This is a genomic window from Nitrospiraceae bacterium (assembly GCA_020632595.1).
GTDB lineage: Bacteria > Nitrospirota > Nitrospiria > Nitrospirales > UBA8639 > Nitrospira_E.
The window spans coordinates 241,889-264,558 of record JACKFF010000006.1 but is presented as its reverse complement, the minus strand read 5'-3'; the positions used below and the strand labels follow the sequence as shown (position 1 = coordinate 264,558).

Genomic DNA, 22,670 nt, shown 5'->3' with positions numbered 1-22,670 from the left:
TAGGAGCACCGAACTCATCGGTCTCCTCTCAGATCCTGCCCAGGAACCAAACCATAATCCTGGTGGAGGATCAATCTGACCTCCGCTGGCTACTGAAACGTAGACTTGAAATAAATGGGTATACCTGTCTGGAAGCGGCAAATGGGAGAGAAGCCTTGTCTCTTATTCAGCAACACCCATCCATTCGTCTGATCCTTTCCGACTATATGATGCCGGAAATGAATGGGCTGCAACGGCTTCACGTCCTTCGACAGGCCCCCATGAATCGAAAAATCCCGTTTATACTCATCACGGCGAGTTGGTCAGATCAGCTCCAGCACCAGGTCATGCGTGCAGGGGCCTTTGCGATCCTGGCCAAGCCTTATCACCACGGGGAACGGGTCCAACTTCTTGAACAAGGATTGTCCACTCAAGCGGCCTGATGCCGACCGCCCAACCGGAAAAGTTTTTCTCAAACACGGTTGGCAAACAGATGCCCCATCATTGCGGTCCTTCCTTTGTTTTCCCTCGAAAGGAGACTGCCATGAAGAAGAGTGTTGAGGAAGCCTTCTCACCCGATTGCCTCCGCTCAGCGGCTTTGAATTTCGAGGGTGTTTCGGATCTGCCCAGGTGAGAAGGTAGGAGAATTCGTTTCTTAGCCTGCATGCTGCCTTCATTACCACTTCTGACTCGTCCAGGCTCGTGGTACCCAACCACCACGATCGGTCGATTTTCTCCCCACGGACAACTATCAGCCGGCCAACTCGTCACATTAGGCGGCCTTGCTTTGATCACTATCGGAACGTTTCTACTGAAGACCCCATGGGCCACCACCCCAGGTAAGTCATTAAGCTTCCTCGACGCCCTCTTTACGGCAACGTCGGCCGTAACGGTGACCGGCCTGATTGTGGCGGATACGGAAAAAGATTTCACCTTATTCGGACAGATTGTCATTTTGACACTCATCCAGTTGGGCGGGTTAGGGTACGCGATGCTCGCGACCGTCATTCTCATCGCTGTGGGACAACGCATCGGACTACGCAACCGCATGATGGTGGCGGAGGCGCTCAGTTCATTGGACTTAGCCGGATCAATTCGTTTTGTCAAAACCATTTTGATCATCACCTTTACCATTGAAGGCGTGGGTGCATCCATACTCGCCGTGCGATTTTCCCAGGAAATGCCCGTATCAGAAGCCTGCTGGCATGGTATTTTTCACGCCATATCCGCTTTTAATAATGCGGGATTTTCAACGTTTTCTCAAAATCTGATCCCTTATCGTGACGATGTCCTTGTGAATGTTTCCATTAGCCTCCTTTTCGTTCTGGGCGGCATCGGGTTTATTGTCTTCCGGGACCTGCTGAGTTATTACCGAAAGGAACGATATCGCATTCAAACCCATACAAGGCTGGCTTTACTCGTTTCGGTAAGCTTATGGGTGGTTGGAACAATAGGATTTTATCTGTTGGAAATGCATAGTCAGGCCACGCTTGGCTCGCAAACTCCTGCAGCGGGAGCCATGGTCGCCGCCTTTCACTCGGGAGCCGCTCGAACAGCAGGATTCAATACGCTGGACCTGAGCCTCCTCCGACCCAGCACATTGTATATGTTGATTTTGCTGATGATCATTGGCGGATCACCGGGAGGAACGGCTGGAGGGATTAAAACCACCACATTCGGCATTGTGTGTCTATCAGTCTGGGCCGTCTTTCGTAAACGACTGGATGTGGAGTTTCACTACCGCAGGATGCCTCTCCATCTCGTTTTGCAAGCTCTGGCAATCATGTTTCTGGCCATTGGAGCAGTCACTACGTTAACCTTTTTTCTCGCCTTAATTGAAAATAAGCCTTTTTTGGCTCTCATGTTTGAAGTGGCCTCCGCATTGGGAACGGTTGGGTTTTCCGTCGGAAACGGAGGCGTCCTCAGTCTCTCCGCGATACTCACTGATTTCGGAAAGATCATTATTCTATGCAGCATGTTCCTGGGAAGATTCGGACCTCTCCTGGTTGGTCTCGTCTCCCTCACTCCACCCGTCCGCATGCTTTACCGTTTTCCTCAAGCCAAAGTTGCAATAGGTTAAATTGAGACGTATGGCAAGACCTGACCAATTGACCGGGAAGATGTCATGCGGGGCCTTCCACCCTACCCCAGTGTAGTCAGCCTGTCCTTCGGGTGAATAGCAACACATTCATCCTCTCCCGTTCATCTCAAGAACTCCGATGCATGATGGGATAGCTCTCATGAACATGGGTGTTCTTCGAGAACTTTGGTGCACGCGGAAAGACCGATCCTTTTCCGATAAATTACTTTAAAGGTCTCACTGCCACTGTAACGGACTCTCAGGCCTCACAATAATTCGCCGAAACCGTCCGTCATGTCATGTTGACTGCCGCAATATGAATTTTCTTGTTCAATGTGTTTTCGCCATCTCTCTCACCTCCCTTGCTCAATCCCCTCTATAGACATGTCCGCCAAGTCGGAATCCACAATAAAAAAGCGAACTCTCCCTGCACCATTCATCACGTTTTGTCTTTCGCACGATCACCTCTCAAGTAATCGTTCCCATGCATCCGGTTTTCGTCAAACAAGATTGAAATGATCTCATTGAGCAAATTCGCTCCGTTCTTCAAGTGCATTTTCGCGCATCCCATAAAGTCTCATGGGCTTCCCGATGAGAAATTTTCCTTGCAAATGTCTTCACGCCGTGAAGGGTTTCATAGTTTTCTCATTGCTTCAAATTTAGAGAAAATATTTTGTTTTCTTTTGATTTGTTTAATTTAATTTTTCCGTGACCGTCCTCCCATACAGGAGGGCCAAAGACGTGTTACCTGTGCATAGCCAACCAGGTTTCCTTGTATTTCGTCGCTTTTCAGAGGATAGCTGCAAGATGAGGGAGGATATTATTTTTTGGCATGTCTTATGCGAGATTCAGTTGATCATGAGAAACAAACCAAGAAAAAAGAGCGGCCATTACTCCAATCTCATTTTTATAACAGGAGGGTACGACGATGAATAGAACCCATGCAGGTATGGCGGCAAATACGCTCACCCTTATCCTCGGAGTCGCCTTGAAAAGGCGTGCTGAGGCTTGAGTGAACCTGCCCAAACAAACCAAGGTCTTGTCCATGCAGGAAGGCGGATTTCCTATCGTCTTACCGTCGCCAACTCTGAGAATGAAGTGGAGGATGGGTATGCCGGAGCCAGAAGATCGGGCACAGTCCGTCAAGCCATTGAATACCCGGAAGAAATGCGGTCCCCGTGCGTTGTCGGGGGATAAGGGTTCAAGAATGAATAGGCAATGGTGCCTCTCCAAATGGGCCAAATTTTAAATAAATAATCGGCACAAACTTGAATGATTCCCACATAGTCCATATTGAAATTCTATTATGCATACAGAGAAATTATGGTACATCGCGATGCCAAATATGAGGTAGATAGAATTCCCCAGCCAGAAAGGCTTCATCCAGAGGTTCAAGAGAACCCTTCATTTTCGAAGAAGGTGAATTATGAAATATCTATTTTATGAATTCATTCTCATTGGTGTATTGCTGACCTCGCTCTTGAGTCCGACCTGGGCATGGGATGGCCATACACGGAAGGACATCGATCACACCGAAGACAAAATTCTTTGTCTTCAACCAGCCACAATGCGTCCCTCGACTGCTGCGAAAGTGCTGTGCGCTATTGGCCGGGCCCGCGAATCGCTCCACCACAAAACCTTCGACCAGGCCACAAACGCCCTCCAGCATGCACGGACCTTGATTGACCTCATCAAATTTGCAGGTCCCACGACGCGGGTCAAGGATCAACTCTGGGAGGTGATGAAAAATTGGGGCTCTGAATCCAGCGAAGAAATCGCCTTGGACCTTATTCCCATTAATCTGAGGCTTACAAATCTTGAGTTTTTTGTGCCGATGGTAGAAGCAAAGGCCCATCTTCATTCCGCATACAAAAGTCTGAACAACAAAGATCGAGCGTCTGCGGAAATCCATCTAGAGGCTCTGAACAATGCCCTGATCGATACGGAAGGGGCCCTTCCGTTAACGGCCACCGAACATCACATCGCCCGGGCCCAGAAGTTGATGGCGCACAACAACATGCAACAAGCGGATGCCGTTCTTGGGAACGCCGAAGCGGGAGCTGAGTTTAAATCCTTACGCGTGGATGTGATTTCAATGGCCCAGGCCAGGAAAAACTTTTGGCCAGGCATGGAAACATACCCGCCCCCGAATGTTCATTCTGAGAAAAATTCCCTAAAGCAGGCGGAGGTCTGGTTAACACGTCATGTACAGGCGCGGGAGGAGAAGGTCCCAGAAAAGAAAACAGCATTGACAGGAATGGTCGCAACCCTGACTGAAAAAGACGAGCAGAAAGGAATAGCGGTAACACCCGTTTTACAAGGCCTCTGGCAAAAAACCACAGCACCAACAGCAGATAAACACACCCAAACGGGAGACAATGGGCAAGCCTTCCGAAACCACAACACGACTACCCTGCCTCTCCAACGCGTTAGGCAACTTACAACAGACCTGACGGAGGCAAATTTTTATTTGACCTATACCGAAATTTTCGAACTCATGACCCATGAAGACCATAAAGCCCGGACGGCCATTGAAAAGGCACAGATGCATCTGATGTCAGCTGAGAAGTTGGCCGATGGCTGGTTAAAGGGGAATATTCAAGCCATCGAACAAGAAAGCGACCTCATCCACAAGGAACTCATGAATGACCAACACTCCAACATGATTCGGTACGCGAAAGTGAAGACTGATGTGCAACAGCTTCTCCAGGAATTGTCCTGGTAAAACCATGCTCATCACGGAAACTCCCTACGCGGTCACATGCAGAGCGAAGAAGATAAAGGAAAATCACGGAGCACTTGAAACGAACGCACCAGCAGTGTCAACAGTGGCACACGGCCAAAACGCCGGAAACACGAAATAATAGCCAAGCGCACCTTCGCAAATACGATTCCTTGACGTTCTACGGAGGAAATGCACATTAACCTGAACCCTTTACGATCAGGACAAGCATCTCAAGCATTCCTTCAGAGGACACAACAGAAAGGAGGGTCATCATGGTGAAAGGAATATATATTTTAAAGTCTCATTTGGATGCGATCGTGTGCTTATCAGGCCCGATGGATTTTGCCGGAGAGAAGACCGCACCTGCGTTTTCGTCCACAGAAGGGGCCATCGATCATACGCGACACCACGAGCCTGTCAAACAGACTGTCAAGAAGCATCTCCGGATGGAAGAGCAACTGCATTCAGAGCTAGTCAATATCGAAGCGTGTCATAGACATGTGGCCTCTTACGGGAACACCAAGACGGAAAAACCCAACGGCCATTCTCCTGGTATAGCCACTTCCTTCAAAAGGGTCGTTGGGGTCACCGACCGAAAGATCGTCTCTCCATCCCGCTCGAAAAATCATCATCTCCAGAACGCGGTGTGGAACTCGTTGCGGGGTGTGGACGTCCTCACCCAACACACGAACACGCTGCACATCCATGCGAAAGATGGAGTCGTAACCCTATCCGGCATGGTTGAAACAAAGCCCCAAAAAGCCGCAGCCGGGAAAGCGGCGGAATCAGTGTCGGGCATTAAAAAGGTTATCAATGCCATTCATGTCAGGATGCTCCCCCTTTGGGACGGAACGGAATTCGTGACGAAAAGAGACTAGAGATCATCTGCGTAGGATGAAGGGTTCGTGTCGATATCGAAGGGACCGACAGATGCGAATCACCAGAAGAAATGCAGGAAGACCGATCTTCCTCTTTCTCCCTCAAAATGAGCGCTTACGAAGCTAACTCATCTGTCTTGGTTGATGAGGACTAACAATTCCATACCAGGGGTTTTCCCTCACCGCATTGGTACGGATGAACGTGAGAAGAAGGAAAGGAATCAACATGATTCAGAACAAGAAGCCTTTTGGATTATTTGTTTTGATGGCATTTCTCGTATGCGCCTTGCGCTCAATCCCCCCATCACTGGCGTTAAGCGAATCCGGCCAGCAGGCACAGATCGCTCGGGGGCTGTTGTTGCCCGGTGAACAGATCATCCTTGGCACCGTCCAACACATCAAGTCGGATGTTATTCAAGTCAATATTGGATACCCGGAGCCATTGTTTCTGTCCTTGAGAGCTGCGGCGAAAAAAGGGATTACGTCCATCCAGCAAGGCGATACACTGAAGATCGTCGTCAGCGATCAGGACCAGCTTATCGATTTTTTTAAAGCGGATTATCCGGGATGGGACAGAGCCCTGAAGGGGCACCTGATTCAACCCCTCATGGGCGACCGACAGTGGGCCGTCATTCAGACTGAAAGAGGGACCAATGAAGCGTACGAGGTGGATGAAAAGACGCGCCATACCGTCATGAACATTCCAGTAGGAGTTCCAGCCGTCTTTCTCCTCAATAAGGAAAACATTCTGATTGATGCCACGTTTGGAAATGAAGGGACGCTATTACATACCTTGGCTCAATGGTCAGAAGAACGGCATCAAATTGTGCATAACTAGTGGAATGGGCAGAACATTCCCAGCTCGACCGTAATCGTTCGTTTCTTGTGAATCTTCGAGGACATGTTGGTGGATACTAAACAACAAGGGTTGACTTTTCAGAGAGGTAAAGGCCCTTTCCGCATTGGCCTTTAGAGCTGAGTTCACGGGTCATTTTGTTACAACCGGAATGTCGTTTTTATTCCTAACTCACTTAAGGAGGAACCATGGATCAGTCACAACCACATTTCACTTCTGTTGGTCAGCTCATCCACACCAATCCCTTACAGTTTGGTGTGGGAACGACATGCATGGAGGTGGCCATTGCCCTGTTGTCTTCCCATTTGTCGGGGGGACCTGTGTTAGATAAGGCCGGAAAATATTTGGGGTTTGTCAGTGAATTTGATCTATTGAAAGCCCTGGATCATTCGCAGGACCTCAGAAAGGTCACCACTCAACAAATTATGTCAAAAGAGCCCTATCTCATCCACAATGACACGACCATTAAAGAGGCAATTGGAATAATGAAAGAGAAGAAACTCCTGAATCTGTGTGTCGAAGAAAATGGGGTTATCAGGAAAACCTTTACCCGTCATGATCTTCTGCGAGGGTATCTTGGCGTGGATTTGGGCATTGATGAGGAATAACCATTTATTTCACATTGGGGAGGCTGGAAGTCTTAGGCGAGGGGCTTTTCTTCCCAATCGAAGCGGCTCAAGGAGAAGAACACGGCCATGGGCCTCATTGGGAACGAAATGAGGGACCGGCATGACAAACGAGATAAAAGAGAAAATCATCCGGCAGTGGGTTAATCCAGAAGTGGCCATCACCGTGGATTTTCTGGATGCCGCGGATTTGAAGGCCCAAGTGACCAAATGCCCCCCAATTAGTCCTTCTTTCCATTGAAACTCACGTGTTTCATTTGTCCCAACACATTTTGGCTCCACTCAGCCAGGTTGAGGTTTTGGAGGATCTGTCGCACTCTACTCAAGGTCCCAAGCAACACCTTCAACGAAAACGATTAATGCTCATCATCAATGAAAAACGGCCACCCATCATGTATTCGGGAATTCGGAAGCGACAGCTTTTTCGCGCTGCATGAGAAAGAACGTGATGAGAACGTGTTCGAAGGCATGCATCAAAACCCGGGGCCCTGCCTGGAAATATTTTCAAGAATCCGAAGTTTGGAGAAGTTGGCTTATGTCGTCACGTTAAGGTGATTCATCCTACCCTTCACATGTCCTTCTTCGCGAGTGGGAGGTAGGGCGTTCTCCCATGCGAATTTCACGAACGCGTCAAGATGGGGAAACCGGTGATAGTCGCCATGAGTGTGGGATCATGGATCAAGGCAAATGTTGAAATGGTCAGAAACTATTTAAAGAGCAAACCCGAGGTTTTAGTCAACGCGCATCGCGCCAACGACTCGTGGGCCCCGTCCCTCACCATTGTCAATATGAAGAAGCTATTTGTATTGCGTATTGGATGGCCCATCTTCCCCGATAGTTGTTTTAGGGCAGCGGCAATCGCCCGCTTGCTGATAGCAAACGGGGCGAAGAACATGCATCTGCACAGAGAGGATGCCTACCAGTGGCCCTTTCATCAGGACACGACCCGGCGTGGTGCCATGCGAAAGAACAGGTTCGTTACCCCCTACGTTGACTGGGAAAGAGCCCTGGCCCCGAGCAGTCGGGTCAACCCATCCTCGGCTGGTCGGGGGAATTTGAAGATCATGGCATAGCAGGGAAAATCGAATAGTTGCAGAAGTCGCTAAACCAGGATGAGGATGTATTCAGGAGACATGAACAGAATCAGTGAGCCCAGCGGGTGAGTTGCGCACAGACGAAATCCTGCATGGCAAGTGAACATGAGTTGGTAAAGACACGAATGAAAGGAGGTTGCAGAAATGACATCCCCAAGCCCGCCCTATGACCCGGACAATCTCTCTTCCCCGAGGGAATCACCACCGCAGGGTACGCGGCGCAGTTTTTTTTCCTGGATGATCGGGGCTGCCATGAGTGTGATCAGTTTGGGCCTGGCGTTTCCCTTGACCAGCTATGTGATCTCCCCTGCCCTGAAACGCCGAAAGGACTCGTGGGCCGAGGTCGGACCGACAGGTGAATTGCGAACGGGGGAACCGGAAGAATTGGAGTATGCCAGCACCATCAAGGATGGGTGGCGGACGATTAAGGCGAAAAAAGCGATTTGGGCGGTGAAGCAACCGGCAGGCGAGATTGTCGTTTTCTCCCCCATATGTCCCCATTTAGGCTGCGGGTTTCGATGGGATGCAGGAGCCAAGGCATTCAAATGTCCCTGCCACGGCAGCGTCTATGACGTGACCGGCAAGGTCTTGGCCGGACCGGCGCCCCGGTCGTTGGATGTGTTGCCGTCCAAAGTGGAGCAGGGAAACCTGATGGTGATCTATAAGCAGTTCAAGTCGGGTCTCGACCATCCGGTCGAATTGTAACGGAGGCTGACAAAGTTTTTGGCAGCATGAGGTCAGGCCATTGCGTCACGATTCCCAAACGGACGAAACCCAGAAAGGAGGGAACCAATGGCAGGCAAGCTCTATAAGTGGTTCGACGATCGACTGAAGCTCAAGCCTCTGGAACGTACTCTTCTGGATGAACCCATTCCCGGCGGGGCAAGCTGGATTTATGTCTTTGGTTCGGCCACCCTCTTTCTCTTCTGCCTCCAGGCCACAACGGGAATGTTTTTAGCTCTGTATTACGTTCCCTCCCCGGATACCGCTTATGACACCGTGCAGTTCATTCAGCATGAGGTGTCGTTTGGCTGGTTCGTCCGGGGGCTGCACCATTGGGGCGCGTCGGCGGTGATGGTGGCAATCGGGCTTCACCTGCTGCAAGTCTATCTCTATGGCGCGTATAAGCGGCCCCGCGAACTGATGTGGGTAGTGGGGGTGGGTTTATTGCTCCTGATGATGGGGTTTGGATTTACCGGGTATCTCTTGCCCTGGGATCAGAACGCCTATTGGGCGACACAGGTCGGAACCAATATGGTCGCCTCCATCCCGTTGATCGGCGATGTGCTTGTGCGTGTGCTGCGAGGGGGAGACACCCTTGGGGCGCTCACGCTCTCCAGGTTTTTTGCCATCCACACGTTATTCTTACCTTTCTTTATAATCTTCGGCATCGTCTTGCACCTGTTCATCTTGCGCCGTGTCGGTCCGGCCGGTCCGTGGAACATTGAACAAGCCAGACAACGGAGCGAAGCGTTTTATCCACGACAGGTCTATATGGACGCAATCGTGATGCTGGGCGTATTTCTCACGGTCGCCCTATTGGCCTTAACAGTGGAGTTCCCTCTGGCTGATCGTGCCGATCCCGCCGACCACACATTTACCCCGGTCCCCGAATGGTATTTCCTCTTTTTCTATCAGTTGTTGAAATATATGTCCGGGCCGTTGGAACCGCTTGCGACGTGGGTGCTGCCGGGACTCTTCATCTTGGGACTGCTGCTGTGGCCGTTCCTCGACCGCACCCCGGAGCGGCAACCGAGTTCCCGACCGATGGCTCTGGCGGCGGGAGGAGCTTTTTTACTCCTGGTGTTCTCACTATTGGGAGTCTCGCTGTGGGGTTTACACACAACCCCCAAAACAGATCCCTCGGTCGCTCGGGGGAAGGTCTTGTTTGCCCAACACCACTGCATGGCCTGTCACCGGATTCACGGAGAAGGCGGAAAGGTCGGACCGGACCTCTCCTATGTGGCGGATCAACGCCCTGATCGTCAGTGGCACATGCGGCACTTGCGCGACCCCCAATCCGTCTCTCCGGGTTCCATCATGCCGGCCTTCCCATTGGACGAAAAGGATCTGAACGACCTGATTAGCTACTTACTGACTCTGAAAAGCGGAACAAAGACCGCACCGGGCGTGCGTTGAGCACACCACGATGAGCCCAAGAGGGGGAGATGCATCATGAACATGCAAAAATTTTGGCCGCTCATTCTCCTGACTGCCTCATTATTATGGGGTTGCCCAAATGATGACCAGGAATCCGGAATTGGCAACACATCGACAGGTCCGGAGACTGCCGGTTCTCCCGCTGCCTCTGCAACAACCATATCATCTCCAACCCAGGGCTCAAACATTGTACATTCTCCGAACGACCTCCCCCCGTCCATCGGGAAACGCGCGCCTCAACATGTTCGTGTGGATCTGGAAGCTCATGAGATCGAAGGCCAATTGGCTGACGGCACCACCTATACCTATATGACTTTTAATAAACAGGTGCCCGGTCCCTTGATCCGAATCCGTGTGAACGATACGGTCGAACTCCACCTCAAGAATCTTTCGACGAGTCAATTGACCCATTCGATTGATCTCCATGCTGTCACCGGTCCGGGTGGAGGATCGGTTTTGACTCAAGCGCCTCCCGGCCAGGAAAAAACCGTCACATTTCAAGCCATCAAGCCAGGCTTGTTTGTGTACCACTGTGCGACGGCGATGGTGGCGGAACATATCACCAGCGGAATGTATGGGATGATTCTTGTCGAGCCGGGTGCAGGCCTTCCGCATGTCGATCATGAGTTTTATGTCATGCAGGGAGAACTGTACACGGACCGGCCGTTCGGCGAATACGGCCTACAGAGATTGAGTCGGACCAAACTGCTGGCCGAGACACCAGACTATCTGGTGTTTAATGGGGCGGTAGGAGCGCTTACGACACAGCAGCCTTTGAAAGCGAAGGTCGGTGAAACCATCCGCATCCTCTTCGGGGTGGGCGGCCCCAATCTGATCTCTTCCTTCCACATCATCGGGGAGCACTTGGACCGGCTGTACAATTTGGCTTCCCTAACCAGCCCGCCGCTGACCACTGTCCAGACAGCCCTGGTGCCGCCGGGAGGCGCCGCCATGATCGAACTGAAGTTGGAAGTCCCGGGGCGGTATTTGCTCGTGGATCATGCGCTGTCCCGAATGGAGAAGGGTCTGCTCGGCTTTCTCCAGGTCGAAGGACCTGCGCATCCTGAACTTTTTCACGAAGGTGGAGCGGACCACTCATCCGCGCACTGACTCCCCTGCGGGCAGAACATAGGTAGCATATCAGATCGATCGATTTGCCTTACGAGAGGTTGGTCTGGAATATCAGTTGATGAAAACCGTCCTTCAAATTGACACATAGAACCATTGCGGCACGGCCGGTTACGAATTTGATCTTCCGTTTGATCATCGGTTAAATAAGACAAGGCATGAAGGACGAGGATATTCAATATGAGGAGGGCATCCAAAAGAGTGGAAGGATTAAAACGGCTGAGTTGTCGCGGGTCACCTGACGCAATCACCCTTGTCATGGAAAGACCGCCAGGAGCACTCTTATTGATCGGGGTTTTTTGAGATGTCCTGGAAATACTCCAACCTCGAGGCACCCGGTAGACATCGGTAAAGAAGACCCTGAAGAAAAAGACATCAAAATAATCTCTCACCTGACCGGATGGTCTGCTCCCTTACGAATTCGTGGAGGTAGGGCCACCAAAGGAAGTCTGCAAGGAAAACGTACGATGAATACTACACATTCAACAACTCTGAGTTCGTCCCAATTGGAGCAATTATCGATCAATACGATTCGCTTTTTGTCGGTGGATGCGGTGCAAAAGGCCAACAGTGGTCACCCAGGCCTCCCCCTGGGCGCGGCCCCGATGGCCTATGTCCTGTGGACACGATTTCTTCAACATAACCCCTCCAATCCTCATTGGTTCAATCGAGACCGATTCGTGCTGTCGGCCGGCCACGGATCGATGCTGCTGTACAGCTTGCTCTATCTCACCGGCTATGATTTGCCGCTCGAACAGATCAAACAGTTTCGCCAATGGGGCAGCCTCACGCCGGGTCATCCCGAGCGAGGTATAACTCCCGGCGTGGAAACCACCACAGGCCCGCTCGGTCAGGGATTCGGCAATGGAGTGGGCATGGCCATCGCCGAAGCGTATCTTGCCGGTCGTTACAATCGGCCCGGGTTCGAGGTTATTCATCATTACACCTACGGGCTGGTCAGCGACGGTGACCTGATGGAAGGCGTGGCGGCCGAAACCGCGTCGCTTGCGGGTCATTTGAAGCTGGGCAAGCTGATCTATCTGTACGACGATAATCGGATCACGCTCGCCGCATCCACCCAGCTCACGTTCACCGAAGACCGCGCCCAACGATTTGAGGCGTATGGCTGGCACACGCAAACGATCGACGACGGCAACGACGTAAACGCCATCGACCACGCCATCCATGCTGCACGTCAGGACACAGACCGACCCTCACTGATCCTTGTGCGGACTCATATTGGGTATGGTTCTCCCCACAAACAAGACACCTTTGCCGCGCATGGCTCCCCGCTCGGCGAAGAGGAGGTGAAACTGACGAAACAGAACCTCGGCTGGCCTATTGACCCGCCATTTCTTGTCCCGGGTGCAGTTGAGCAGCATTATCGACAAGCCATTGACCAGGGTTGCCAAACGGAAGCGAAATGGCACGAAACCTTTGCGGCATATGAAAAACAATATCCGGACCTTGCCCGCGAACTTCGCTCACTCATCAAAGGCGAATTACCACAAGGCTGGGACGCGCACATCCCGCAATTCCCCGTCGATAGCAAAGGCCTGGCCACCCGCATGGCCTCGGGAAAAATCATGGACGCAATCAGCAGGACACTCCCTGGCCTGATCGGTGGCTCGGCGGACTTGAATCCGTCCACCTTCACGGAACTGAACGAAGCAGGCAACTTTGGGCATTCCTCCATGGCAGTCGGTGATCTGCAAGGATCCGCTGGCGGCGAATGGAGTTATGCCGGCCGCAACATCCAGTTCGGGGTTCGCGAACATGGAATGGGTGCGATCATGAACGGCCTGGCCACACATGGAGGCACCCTCCCATTCGGAGCGACGTTTCTGACCTTCTCCGATTACATGCGACCGCCGATTCGCCTCGCCGCGCTGATGGGGTTACATGTAGTCTATGTGTTCACCCATGACAGCCTTGCACTGGGTGAAGACGGACCAACCCATCAATCTGTGGAACATGTCGCCAGTCTGCGGGCGATTCCCAACCTGATCGTTATCCGTCCCGGCGATGCCAACGAAACGGCAGCGGCGTGGCGCGTAGCAATTGAAACTCGGGACCGGCCTGTGGCCTTGATCCTGACACGGCAATCTGTGCCGACGCTCGACCGCACACGGTTTTCCTCAACGGAGGGCCTGCAGCAGGGCGGATACATTCTGGCTGATTCCCCGAATGGGCATCCTGATCTGATTCTGATCGCCAGCGGCTCTGAAGTCTCACTAATCGTGGAAGCGCAACAGAAACTACTGGAACAAAAGATCCAGGTGCGCCTCGTCTCGATGCCGAGTTGGGAACTGTTCGAAGCCCAGCCACCGGAATACCGCAACACGGTGTTACCGGCGGCGATTAGTGCGAGACTTGCGGTAGAGGCCGGAGTGACACAGGGTTGGTCTCGCTATGTCGGCCAGCATGGCGATGTGCTCGGAGTGGATCATTTTGGCGCATCGGCCCCCGGCCAAATTGTGATGCGAGAGTATGGCTTCACCGTCGAGAACGTATGCAGGCGGGCTCTGGCTCTCCTGGAGGCGCCGCGTTAAAAGTGGGGAGACACGGAGATCCATTACAGGAAGGAGAGACACGATGCAACTTGGCATGATTGGTCTTGGGCGAATGGGCGCGAACCTTGTCCGCAGGCTGACAAAAGAGGGCCATACGTGTGTGGTCTACGATAAATATCCGGCTGCCGTAAAGAAGCTTGCGGGCCATCGTGTCCAGGGCGCAGCCTCGCTCAAGCAGTTCATCGCGAAGCTGATCAAGCCGCGGGCGGTTTGGGTAATGGTGCCCGCCGGCGTGACCGGCGAGACCATCGAGCAACTGGCTTCGCTCATGGAAGCCGGAGACATCATCATCGACGGCGGAAATAGTTACTACCGTGACGATCTGGAGCGAGGCAAGATGCTCAAGATGAAGGGCATGCACTATGTTGATTGCGGCACCAGCGGGGGAGTATTCGGGCTCGAGCGAGGCTATTGCCTGATGATCGGCGGAGAGAAGGATATCGTCAAGCACTTGGAACCCATCTTCAAGACCATCGCGCCGGGAATCAAGGCAGCGCCACGAACCCAGGGGAGGAGCGGCGCCTCCATTCCCGCCGAACAGGGTTATCTGCACTGCGGCCCAACCGGTTCAGGACACTTTGTGAAAATGGTCCACAACGGAATTGAGTATGGCATCATGGCGGCCTATGCTGAAGGCCTCAACATCCTCAAACACGCCGACGTCGGACTGCGCCACCGGGAGCAAGACGCCGAAACGACTCCGCTCCGTGACCCGGAGGCCTATCAGTACCAGATCGACGTGGGCCAAGTCGCCGAGGTATGGCGTCGGGGCAGCGTGGTGGCCTCATGGCTGCTGGATTTGACGGCGGCCGCGCTGGTTAAGGATTCGGAGCTTACTGGATTTTCAGGGCGAGTATCAGATTCCGGGGAAGGGCGCTGGACGGCGCTGGCTGCGATTGACGAGGGCGTACCGGCCCCGGTGATCAACGCAGCTCTCTTCGGTCGATTTGAGTCCAGAGGGGAGGCCGACTACGCCAATCGACTCCTCTCCGCCATGCGAAAGCAGTTTGGCGGACATGATGAGAAGAAGGAAAGAGGAAGCTGAGATGAGCAGGAGCAAAGGCAATGAGACGCGGTCCGACGCTCTGGTATTCTTCGGAATATCCGGAGATCTGGCGCATAAAAAGATTTTTCCTGCGCTCTATGCAATGGCGAAACACAAGGCGCTGAGGGTGCCACTGATCGGCGTCGCAGCCCCACATTGGAGCCTGGCGCAATTACGTAAACACGCGAAAGATAGCATCAGGCAGGCCGGCAGGATCGATGACCGTGCCGCCCTCAGCCATCTGCTTTCTCATATGCAGTACGTCGGCGGCGATTACAATGACCCGGCCACCTTCCTTGCGCTCAAACAGGCACTAGGCAGTGCCCGACGCCCGGCGCACTACCTCGCCATTCCACCAGCCTTATTTGCGACCGTCATCAAAGGGCTCAATGCCGCAGGTCTGGCCGATCAAGCGCGGATTATCGTTGAAAAGCCGTTTGGGCGCGACCTGGCCTCGGCGCGCAGCCTCAACCGCATCGCACGATCTGCATTCCCGGAGGACTCGATCTTCCGTATCGACCACTTCCTTGGGAAAGAAGAGATCATGAATATCCTTTATTTTCGTTTCGCCAATTCGTTTCTGGAACCGATCTGGAACCGCAACTGTGTCGCCAGCATCCAGATCACCATGTCCGAGGAATTCGGCGTGGAGGATCGTGGTGCGTTTTACGAAACCGCCGGCTGTCTACGCGACGTCGTCCAGAACCACCTCTTTCAGATCGTCTCGCTGCTGGCCATGGAGCCTCCGGCCTATCAGGGCTATGGTGCGGTCCACAACGAAAAAGCGAAGGTGTTTCAGGCCATGCGACCCCTACGGCCGAACGATGTCGTACGCGGCCAGTATGCGGGCTACCGGAAAGAGCGCGGCGTGTCGAGGGACTCGGACGTGGAGACCTTTTGCGCCCTGCGGTTATTTATCGACTCGTGGCGCTGGCAGGGAGTGCCGTGGTATCTACGATCGGGAAAATGCCTGGCGACTACAGCGGCGGAAATTCTGGTGGAATTAAAGCCGCCACCGCAACGCCTGTTCGACGATTCACAACCGACGGTCGGACGAGCCAATTATCTCCGGTTTCGCCTCTCCCCCAACTCCGCCGTCGCACTCGCCGCGCGCGTCAAGCGCGCTGGAAAGGAGTTCATCGGCGACCAGCAAGAACTCTATCTGCTTGAAGAGCAATCGGGAAAGGAAGGGCCCTATGAGCGGCTGTTAGCTGATGCCATGGCGGGCAACGGCGCACTTTTTACCCGTGAGGACGCAGTAGAGGCCGCTTGGACGGTGGTGGACTCAGTCCTGAAGACGCACCACCCAGTCCGTCCCTACAAACGTGGCAGCTGGGGGCCGAAAGAAGCTCATGCACTCATCGAAACACACGGAGGGTGGCATAATCCCGCCGGTTTGCAAGCATAACGAATCGGCCTTCAGCTCTCGTGGAACACCGGACTCACTTGAGCCAGCTCCGAAAATTTCTTGAATGAGTTCTGGCCAAGGATGTCACCCATTCGATGACACGGAATCAAAGCTATGATCAAACCCATATTTGAGTAAGAGTTTTTGTACGCGAGGACTCATAATGTAATCGAAAAATTCTTTTGCCACATTCAAGGATGCCTTCCGACAGGTCCACACCACCGCTTCCCCTAACCGGACTGGTATTGGCGTGCTGCCAGGAGTTTCATCAATGATGCGCACATCAGGATTGTTAATCGCATCTACCCGATAGACGATGCCCAGGTCTGCCTTCCCCGTGTGAATCAAGTTCATGATATCCCCAGCGTGCTCTGCTTGGAGAAGCTTGAACCGACTCTTATACGCAGGATCGAATTTCGTGAGTGCCCGGACCGTGATTTCCCCCAACGACGAAGTTTTTGGATTTCCCAAGACCATGCGGGTGGCTCTATTGGGCTGAGCCTCGTGAAAGGCAACCGGCATGATGCGTGAAGTCGCCGACATGACCAGTACGAGACTGGTCTGCGCATAGATCCGAGGCCCTCCGTTGAGAGTCAGCCCCTTGTGTTGGAGTTTTTCAACCTCCTCTACCGCCGCTGGAAGGAACAAATCGATCGCTGCCCCCTGTTCAATTTGTTTCCGCATAGTTTGCGACGGACCGTACACAACCTTAACGGCCGCATCATATTCTTTCTCAAACATCGGCACAATTTCCTGTAATGCCGACCTCAAACTTGGAGCAGCCCCAATCGTCAGAGCTTCAGCTTGAACAGTCGTTCCAATTCCCACAATACCAAAGATGCTCCCTACCAGGGCTATCGCCATACCAAGCTTCCGACTTCCCATCATGATTCTCCACTTTCCAACCCTCGCATCAGGGGTCTTACCATAGAATGAATAAATAATGAGGCTGAATCAATTCTCAAACAGAGAAATTTGGAGAGATGATTTCTGCGTGGGCATTTGCATGCCCACATGGACCCCTCCATACATCTTGGGCGAATCTCTGAGACCGGCTAGTTGCCCGTCCACTATCAAATTCATCGCTCTATCAGCCACCTTTCTGACGTCATGCGTCCATGAAGTAGACAATTTCCATAAATCTAATCGCCCTCTTACGCTCCAACGATTAGGGCCCAGCAGAACATCACAGCTTCTTATCATACCCTTCGACTTTCTCAATACCTGATTGAATTAACTTTGAGTAGTAGCAAAATCAATACCCACTGTGAGATTCAGGAAATGGAATACAGAAAGCCGGTTCTCCTTGACATTTCTAACGAATTCTCTACTATATTTTCCCTAACCTCCTGAGGCGGACATTCCATTATGTGAGGTTTCGCACATTGCGCTCAGTGCAAAAACCACTCCGCATTCTTCAATCAGTGCTGTTCAAAAGTTCCGACGCAGAGCTGATGGCGACGATAACTCGCGCGCGCGCGGCCGTGACTGACCTGTGCTATCGAGGCAATCCAATGTGGTAAGAATTTTGCTTGGCGCTAGAGGGACTATTTTGATCAGTGGATGATTCCGGATCACAGAAATCAAAGAGTTAGCAAAGTGATGTTCAACATGACAGAAACTCAACCTGTTTTGGGGAGGCTTCGTGCATGAATCAGATCGTTCTCATTGCCCTGCGACGCCCGTATACTTTCGTGGTGATGACCATCCTCATCGTACTCTTGGGGGTTATGACGGTGCGCCACATGCCGACCGACATCTTTCCGGATATTACGATTCCCGTCACATCAGTGGTCTGGATCTATTCCGGCATGCTGCCACAGCAGGTAGAAGGGCGTATCACCTATCTGTTCGAACGCTTCCTGACTTCGACGGTGGAAGGCATCAAGTATATACATAGCCACTCATACTTCGGCAGTAGCATCACGAATATTTTCCTCCAGGATGGAGTCGACGTGGGCAGGGCCGAAGCGGATATCGTAGGTATTGCACAGAATGTCGTCAATGCGCTTCCGCCCGATATTTCGCCGCCCATGGTCATGCGTCTCGCACCATCCTCTATACCGGTGGCCATGCTTCAAATCAGCTCCGATCACATGACGCCGGCAGAGCTGTATAATCTCGTCTACATGCGAATCCGCCCCCTGCTCGTGACCGTACCGGGCATCGTCCTGCCACACCCATACGGCGGCCAGGATATGCAGGTCATGGTCAACCTCGATCAGCAGAAATTACTTGCCCGTCAACTCACTCCGGCGGACATTCACAAAGCGCTTATGCAGCAATACCTCGTGCTACCTTCCGGCGACATCAAGATCAAGGAGACCGACTGGATCGTCCTGACAAACGCCTCACCGTTGAAAATTGAGGATTTCGCCGATTTTCCGATCAAGCGTGAAGGTAACGCATTCGTCTACCTTCGCGACGTGGCCACCGTGCGCCTCATGGGGCGTGTGCAACAAAACGCGGTACTGGTGAAGGGCAAACAGACCGTCATCCTCGTCGCAATGAAGAGCACCGAAGCCTCGACCCTTGACGTCGTCAATGGCATCAAGAAGATGATCCCACGCGCCGAGCAGGTTTCTCCGGAGGGGGTGGAGATCAAGCTCATCGACGATGCCTCGACGTTTGTGAAAGATTCGATTTCGGATGTCTTGCATGAAATGCTCATGGCCGGAGGGCTGGTCGGCATCATCGTGCTGTTGCTGCTTGGTTCATGGCGGGCCACCGTCATCGTCTGGACCTCTATCCCGCTGTCTATTCTGACCGCCATCATTGGTCTGCATCTGCTCGAAGAGACGATCAATGTCATGACCTTGGGCGGGTTGGCGCTGGCCGTCGGCATTCTGGTCGACGATGCGACCGTGATGATCGAGAATATCGATCGCCATATCGAAATGGGCAAACCGCTCGAACAGGCCATCATCGACGCTGCCAACGAGATCGTTGTCCCGACCCTCGTCGCCACCCTCTGCATCGCCATCGTCTGGCTCCCGCTTTTCGAGCTTGGCGGCGTCGCAGGCTACCTGTTCAAACCCATGGCGGAGGCGGTCATCATTGCCATGCTGGCGTCCTTCATCCTGTCACGAACACTCGTGCCGACCATGGCGAAATATATGCTGAAGGATCACCATGTCGCAACCACATGAACCTCACGGGGAGTCCGGCCCTGAATCATCAGCGAACATCTTCGTCCGCTTTCAGAACGGATTCGAACGTGGCTTCAACCGGTTCCGCGGGCGTTATAGTGCGATACTCGAACAGGTGATTGCCAACCGGCAGGCCTTCGTCGCGACCTCTCTGGCCATCGCCGTCGCTTCTATGTCTCTCTTTTTCTTCCTCGGACGGGATTATTTTCCCGAGATCAGGTCGAACGTCATGACGATGCATATGCGGGCGCCGCTCGGGACACGCATTGAGGTATCAGGACGCATTGCCACTCTGGTCTCCAATAGCATCCAGGAGTTGTTGCCGGGCAAAGTTGAAAACATTGTGAGTAATTGCGGCCTGCCGGTCGGACCGCATAACCTCGCCTTCATTCCAACGCCAACGATCGGCTCCCAGGATTGTGACTTGACTATCCTCTTGAATGATGAAAAATCCCCGGTCTGGGACTATAGGCGAATTCTCCGAAAGGGCTTGAGAGAGCGCTATCCAGGAACCGAATTCACCTTCCAACCGTCCGATCTGACCGCAAAAATCCTCAACTTTGGGGCCCCTGCGCCGATCGATGTGCAAATCAACGGCCCGGACATGTACCCCAACTATGAGTTCGCCCGTAAATTGGTGGGCAAATTTCGGGAGATTCCCGGTGCCGCAGACGTGGTGATCCAGCAGACGATGCGCACGCCGACCCTCATGGTCGAAGGCAACCGCACGTTCGGACTCGGAGTCAACAGATCCCTTAAGGAAATGGCCGACAACTTACTCATGACGACCGCCGGAAGCCAACAGACCGACCAAATCTATTGGCTCGATCCCAGTACCGGCATGTCTTACCTGATTAATGTCTATACACCGCAGCCCCAGATCAACAGCGTGAATAGTCTCAAGACTATTCCGGTCGAGTCCGCGAGCGACTCGCAAGATCCGGAGGGGCAGGAAGTGCAGCTCCTCGGCAATTTGGCCGACATTACGGCAACGGGTACGCCTGGCGTAATCACGCACGGAAACATTATGCCGCTGTTTAACATCTATGTATCCGCCGAAGGACGGGACCTCGGTGGCGTTTTAGCAGATGTCCAAAAGGTCGCCAAAAGCATGGAGGACGAGAAGCCGCGTACCGCTGAGCTTGAAATCCACGGCCAGGCATCATTGATGCACGATGCGTATTTCGAGCTGATCTTCGGACTCGTCGCTGCAGTCGTGCTGATCTATCTGCTGATTGTCGTCAACTTCCAATCCTGGCTGGATCCTTTCATCATTATTACAGCCCTACCCGGCGCACTGGCGGGCATCGCATGGGCATTGTTCCTGACCCATACCCGGCTATCGGAGCCGGCCCTGACAGGCGCCATTATGACCATGGGCACGGCAACCGCCAATTCAATCCTTGTTGTGTCCTATGCGCGCGATAGGCTCAAGGAGCATGGCGATGCACTGCAGGCCGCAATGGAAGCCGGAGTGACCCGCTTCCGACCCGTGCTCATGACAGCCTCGGCCATGATTTTCGGGATGGTCCCCATGGCGACAGGATATTCCACAAATGCGCCTCTCGGGCGAGCCGTCATCGGGGGCTTGCTCGTTGCCACCGTCTTTACCCTATTGTTTGTGCCCTGCGTTTACGCGATGATCTATAACAGGCGAGCGGCTCGCCAGAAGGACCATGCATACAATGAGTAAGATCCTGCGTGGAAGGCTCGTAATGATCTCCGTAGCCCTCCTGTGTATCTTCTACCTCGGCTATCGGGTTTATGAGAGCAAAAGTGACGCCTCTTTGCTTCGCCAGCAGACGCACGAAAACGCCATCCCCACCGTGGCAGTCATCCACGCAAAGCCGGTACCGCCGACTGAGACCATTACGCTCCCCGGCACTATTGAGGCGTGGTTTCAGGCTCCGATCTACGCGCAGGTCTCCGGCTATGTGAAGATGTGGTACAAGGACTACGGTGCGCTGGTGAAAAAAGGCGATATCCTCGCGGAAATCAACGCGCCCGCTCTCGACGCCCAATATCACCAAGCGAAAGCGGATCTGGAGTCGGTGCGCGCCATCTATTCCCTCGCCGAAATCACAGCCAAGCGCTGGCTGGCACTGCGCAAAAATCATGCAGTATCCGAGCAGTCGATTTCAGTGAAGGTGGCGGAAGCGAAAGCCGAATTGGCAAAGGTCAGAGCAGCGGAGCAGAACGTCAGGAACTTCGAGGCCCTTATTCGGTTCAAAACCATTGTCGCACCCTATGACGGAGTGGTAACCGTCCGCAACATCAATGTCGGCGACTACGTCAATAAGGAAGGAACGATCAGTTCCCCCGGCTCGGTCAGCAATCTCTTTACCGTGGCCGACGTAAGTCTGCTGCGCCTCTTTGTCTCCGTGCCGGAGTCCTTCGGGCCCTTCCTCCAGCCGGGACTAACAGCCGACGTGACGGTTCCACAATTGCCGGATCGTCATTTCACCGCCAAATTCCTGACCGTCGCACGTGGATTCGACGTCAGCACACGTACCGCGATAACCGTCTTCACGATCGAAAACGAAGACAGGGCTCTCTGGCCAGGCTCCTATGCCCAAGTCCACCTCACGGCGCCGGTGGATCGGAAAGTGTTCACGATTCCATCCACCGCATTAGTGTTCCAGGAGCACGGCACGCAAGTGGCCGTGGTGGGGGAGGACGACCGGGTGCACTTTAACTCCATTACCGTAAGCAAACTCCTCGATAACGCCGTCGAAGTGGCCGAGGGAGTTTCCACCCTCGACCGCATCGTGAACAATCCGAGCGCCGCGTTGCTGGAAGGGGACACGGTGCGCATCGTGACGCCCGCACCCGGTTATGACCTTATCAATACCAGCGGCCCGCCACCGACGGACGCGCCGGCACCAACCGGCGGCCCGCTGCCCGCAGGCGCGCCGGCGCCAAAAGAGTCTCAGATATCAAAGGAACACACTTCATCATGAGAGTCGCTG

16 protein-coding genes and 1 pseudogene are annotated in these 22,670 nt (G+C 53.3%); 16 read left to right on the top strand and 1 reads right to left on the bottom strand.

The window, feature by feature from the left end:
- The first annotated feature begins 62 nt into the window (after positions 1-62).
- The 14 genes from H6750_13225 (at position 63) to zwf (ending at position 16,552) form a co-directional block, all read left to right on the top strand.
- On the top strand, positions 63-422 hold the full coding sequence (locus H6750_13225; protein MCB9775265.1) for a response regulator: 360 nt from the start codon (positions 63-65) through the stop codon (positions 420-422).
- Positions 423-643: 221 nt separating this feature from the next.
- Positions 644-2,059 carry a Trk family potassium uptake protein gene (locus H6750_13220; GenBank protein MCB9775264.1) on the top strand — a complete coding sequence of 472 codons (1,416 nt, stop codon included), beginning with the start codon at positions 644-646 and terminating at the stop codon, positions 2,057-2,059.
- Positions 2,060-3,485: 1,426 nt separating this feature from the next.
- Positions 3,486-4,784, top strand: a complete 1,299-nt coding sequence (locus H6750_13215; GenBank protein ID MCB9775263.1) for a YfdX family protein — start codon at positions 3,486-3,488, stop codon at positions 4,782-4,784.
- 272 nt (positions 4,785-5,056) lie between these two features.
- The gene (locus H6750_13210) at positions 5,057-5,662 is read left to right on the top strand and encodes a BON domain-containing protein (protein ID MCB9775262.1); all 606 of its coding nucleotides are present in this window, start codon (positions 5,057-5,059) and stop codon (positions 5,660-5,662) included.
- A gap of 226 nt (positions 5,663-5,888) precedes the next feature.
- Positions 5,889-6,500, top strand: coding sequence for a hypothetical protein (locus tag H6750_13205; GenBank protein ID MCB9775261.1), 612 nt, complete (start codon positions 5,889-5,891; stop codon positions 6,498-6,500).
- A gap of 206 nt (positions 6,501-6,706) precedes the next feature.
- Complete coding sequence (locus H6750_13200) at positions 6,707-7,126, top strand: CBS domain-containing protein (GenBank protein ID MCB9775260.1); 420 nt, start codon at positions 6,707-6,709, stop codon at positions 7,124-7,126.
- 121 nt (positions 7,127-7,247) lie between these two features.
- Complete coding sequence (locus tag H6750_13195) at positions 7,248-7,385, top strand: hypothetical protein (protein MCB9775259.1); 138 nt, start codon at positions 7,248-7,250, stop codon at positions 7,383-7,385.
- 7 nt (positions 7,386-7,392) lie between these two features.
- A complete protein-coding gene (locus H6750_13190; protein MCB9775258.1) occupies positions 7,393-7,581 on the top strand; it encodes a hypothetical protein in 189 nt (62 codons plus the stop codon).
- A gap of 801 nt (positions 7,582-8,382) precedes the next feature.
- Entirely contained in the window at positions 8,383-8,943 is a 561-nt protein-coding gene (locus tag H6750_13185; GenBank protein ID MCB9775257.1) for a ubiquinol-cytochrome c reductase iron-sulfur subunit, read from the top strand.
- A gap of 87 nt (positions 8,944-9,030) precedes the next feature.
- A complete protein-coding gene (locus H6750_13180; protein MCB9775256.1) occupies positions 9,031-10,377 on the top strand; it encodes a cytochrome b N-terminal domain-containing protein in 1,347 nt (448 codons plus the stop codon).
- A gap of 42 nt (positions 10,378-10,419) precedes the next feature.
- Entirely contained in the window at positions 10,420-11,508 is a 1,089-nt protein-coding gene (gene nirK / locus H6750_13175; protein MCB9775255.1) for a nitrite reductase, copper-containing, read from the top strand.
- 485 nt (positions 11,509-11,993) lie between these two features.
- Positions 11,994-14,078 carry a transketolase gene (gene tkt, locus H6750_13170; GenBank protein ID MCB9775254.1) on the top strand — a complete coding sequence of 695 codons (2,085 nt, stop codon included), beginning with the start codon at positions 11,994-11,996 and terminating at the stop codon, positions 14,076-14,078.
- A gap of 43 nt (positions 14,079-14,121) precedes the next feature.
- Positions 14,122-15,144, top strand: coding sequence for a decarboxylating 6-phosphogluconate dehydrogenase (gnd, locus tag H6750_13165; protein ID MCB9775253.1), 1,023 nt, complete (start codon positions 14,122-14,124; stop codon positions 15,142-15,144).
- Positions 15,119-16,552, top strand: coding sequence for a glucose-6-phosphate dehydrogenase (zwf, locus tag H6750_13160; GenBank protein ID MCB9775252.1), 1,434 nt, complete (start codon positions 15,119-15,121; stop codon positions 16,550-16,552). Before gnd ends, zwf begins: the two co-directional genes overlap by 26 nt.
- An 84-nt stretch (positions 16,553-16,636) precedes the next feature.
- Here the strand turns inward: zwf and modA are convergent, their stop codons facing one another.
- Positions 16,637-17,440, bottom strand: a complete 804-nt coding sequence (gene modA, locus H6750_13155; protein ID MCB9775251.1) for a molybdate ABC transporter substrate-binding protein — start codon at positions 17,438-17,440, stop codon at positions 16,637-16,639.
- A gap of 761 nt (positions 17,441-18,201) precedes the next feature.
- Here modA and H6750_13150 point away from each other — a divergent pair.
- Together H6750_13150 and H6750_13145 are read left to right on the top strand one after the other, a co-directional pair.
- Positions 18,202-21,394, top strand: a pseudogene (locus tag H6750_13150) (efflux RND transporter permease subunit).
- On the top strand, positions 21,387-22,661 hold the full coding sequence (locus H6750_13145) for an efflux RND transporter periplasmic adaptor subunit (protein MCB9775250.1): 1,275 nt from the start codon (positions 21,387-21,389) through the stop codon (positions 22,659-22,661). Before H6750_13150 ends, H6750_13145 begins: the two are co-directional and overlap by 8 nt.
- Positions 22,662-22,670 lie beyond the last annotated feature (9 nt).